At 51.4% G+C, this 2,646-nt stretch carries 3 protein-coding genes; 1 reads left to right on the top strand and 2 read right to left on the bottom strand.

Going from position 1 to position 2,646, the window contains the following annotated elements; genetic code table 11:
- Positions 1-61: 61 nt before the first annotated feature.
- Entirely contained in the window at positions 62-742 is a 681-nt protein-coding gene (locus R3177_RS14385) for an SDR family oxidoreductase (RefSeq protein ID WP_318971698.1), read from the bottom strand.
- Between the two features lie 303 nt (positions 743-1,045).
- Between R3177_RS14385 and R3177_RS14380 the strand changes: the two genes are divergently transcribed.
- Positions 1,046-1,372, top strand: a complete 327-nt coding sequence (locus R3177_RS14380) for a YceK/YidQ family lipoprotein (protein ID WP_318971697.1) — start codon at positions 1,046-1,048, stop codon at positions 1,370-1,372.
- Between the two features lie 79 nt (positions 1,373-1,451).
- Here R3177_RS14380 and R3177_RS14375 read toward each other — a convergent pair whose 3' ends face one another.
- Positions 1,452-2,591: a PQQ-dependent sugar dehydrogenase gene (locus tag R3177_RS14375; protein ID WP_318971696.1), complete on the bottom strand. Its 1,140-nt coding sequence runs from the start codon at positions 2,589-2,591 to the stop codon at positions 1,452-1,454.
- Positions 2,592-2,646: the final 55 nt, after the last annotated feature.

The raw sequence follows: 2,646 nt of genomic DNA, 5'->3' as shown, positions 1-2,646 counted from the left end.
TTGGCAAGTAACAAAATAATGCAGGCATTTACCCTCAACGGTATTTGTCAGATTATGCCGGCTACTTCGTTGGCATCAGGGTAATTTCTCGGACATCGCATCTTGGGTGGGCCGATATCGCAAACAGCACCGCTTCAGCAATATCGTCAGGGTCTAACTTGTCAGGTTTGGCTTCATCAAAAAACGGCGTATTAACCATACCCGGGCAAATGGTGGTGCAGCGCCCCTGCCACTGTCTCATTTCAGCGGCTAAATTCTGGCCAAAGCCATAGGCAAACCACTTTGACGCGCCATATACCGAGCCTTCAAGCGTTATCTTGCCTGCCACTGAGCTGGTAATAATAAAGTGACCCTGGCTTTGTTTTAAGGCCGGCAGGCTGGCTTTAGCCGTAAGCAGTAAACCGGTAACATTCACATCGAGCATGGTTTGCCATTCATCCGGATCACCCTTTTCAATACCGGCCGTGTTCAGACCGGTACCAGCGTTTGCAAAGACCACATCCACTCTGCCAAACTTCTCCTTCGCCTTTGCCACCACCTTTTCAATGTTGTCCAGTTTTGAAACATCCGCGGTTACCGCCAGCACTTTATCGGTGCCAAGCTGGTTGGCTAAAGCATTGAGCTTGTCAGTACTTCGGGCGGTAATAACCGCTTTGTGGCCTGCGGCCACGACTTTTCTGGCTGTAGCAGCACCTATGCCACTGGACGCGCCGGTGATCAAAACTATTTTCTCGTTGCTCATCAGGTATCTCCATAATCGATTGAAATGGGTAATGCCACGCAGAGACTTAAGCAATACCGATACCAGCTTGCAAAAATCCGGCAAGCCCGCTTAAACCCGGCTGGAAACGCAGACAGTTTGTTTGAGTAGTGAAAAATGACTGGCTGGGCGGGTAATAATTTTAGCAACGCTGGTAACAGTTACCGGGTCAGAAAGTGGTATGGGGCATAACCTGAGAGGACAAGCCGCCAGCACCTTATTTCTGTTTACTTTACGTTTACTTAACTCTAAACTCGGCGCCAGATTAAATGCAGGGATGATGAAATGAAAACACTGATACCGGTAATGGTAATACTTAGTCTGACAGGCTGCGCTACGGTAAAAACCCTGCCAGCCAGCACAACGCATGTCAGCATCGAGCACGAAGGTAAGAAAAGTTATTGCCAGAGCATACCGCGTATTTACAGCGGTTTTTCCTACAACTTATGCAAGCTGAATGGTGAACCAAGCCGCCAGGCAAATCTGGGAAGCAGCTTTAATAACGTACCGTTCTTTATTATCGACGGCACCTTCTCGTTCGTGGCAGATACCGCGGCGCTGCCTTACACCCTGTATACCCAGAGCAAGCATGGCAACATTGATGTTAATTAGTTCACTGCACAGTTTTGCCTGCCTGTAGAGTAGGTGCCACTTACACTATGGTTATTAAAATCTTTTTTAAAAGCCAGGATTAACGATTCCCTGGCGTTAACTTCAGCAGGCGTCCCTCGCTTTGCGCGCGTTCATCCTCCAATACCCAGAGAGCACCATCCGGCCCTTCGGTAACTTTGCGGATACGGCTTCCCATATTATAACGCGCTGCCTCAGTGGCTTTTTCACCGTCAAACCGGATACGCACTATGCCCTGAGCTGTGAGCCCGGCTGCGAGTGCATCGCCGCGCCAGTCTGCAAACAGGTTGCCGCGGTATACGATAAGATCGGCCGGCGAAATCACCGGGGTCCAGCTGATGGCGGGTGCCGCGAACTCGGGCCGGGTACTGTGGTCGGGAATCGGCCGGCCATCATAGTGTTTACCATTAGATACCACCGGGTAACCATAGTTAGCCGCGCGCTTAATAAGATTTAGTTCATCGCCACCAGCGGGGCCCATCTCAATAACCCACAATTTACCAGTCAGGTCGAACGCCATGCCCAGCGGGTTGCGATGGCCAAGCGACCAGATCTGCGGGTAAACGCCCTCATCGTCGACAAAAGCATTTTCCTGCCGGTAATTCACAAAGGGGTTGTCGTTGGGCACAGAACCATCGTCATACAGCCGCAGAATTTTACCCATGGATGACTGCATATCCTGGGATGGCGTAAATTTTTGCCGGTCACCGGAGGAAATCCACAAGTGCTTGTTATCATCAAACACCAGCCGGTGGCCATAGTGGCCATAGCCAACTACCTTCGGATACTGGCGCCAGATAACCTCGAGGTTTTTCAGCAGGGCGCGGCGCCCTTCTTCAACCAAAGTGCCGCGGGCTACGGCTGCACCGCGCACACCGCCGACCCCGGCTTCAGCATAGCTGAGGTAGACCAGCTTATTGCTGGCAAAATCCGGATGCAGCGCCACATCGCCCAGACCACCCTGACCGCCATAATCGACATCAGGTACACCGCCGACCAGCCATTTCTCTCCCTGCTGGCTAACGATGAGCAGTCGGCCTTTTTTTTCGGTGACCAGCATGCGCCCATCTGGCAGGAAGGCCATTGACCAGGGTTCATCAAAACGGGTTATTTGCTCTATTTTAAACGGCAGGTTTTCCTGCGCTGATGCCATGAAAGCTATAAGGAAACCGAAAATGACGGTAAACAGCTGTCGGCTCATAAGATATCTCCTGCCTGCGATTAGTAAGTCAGCAGTCAGTATAGCAAAGCCCCCG

Origin of the sequence: Arsukibacterium sp. (assembly GCF_033722355.1) — a bacterium.
GTDB lineage: Bacteria > Pseudomonadota > Gammaproteobacteria > Enterobacterales > Alteromonadaceae > Alishewanella.
This window is presented reverse-complemented; position numbering and strand designations above follow the sequence as displayed.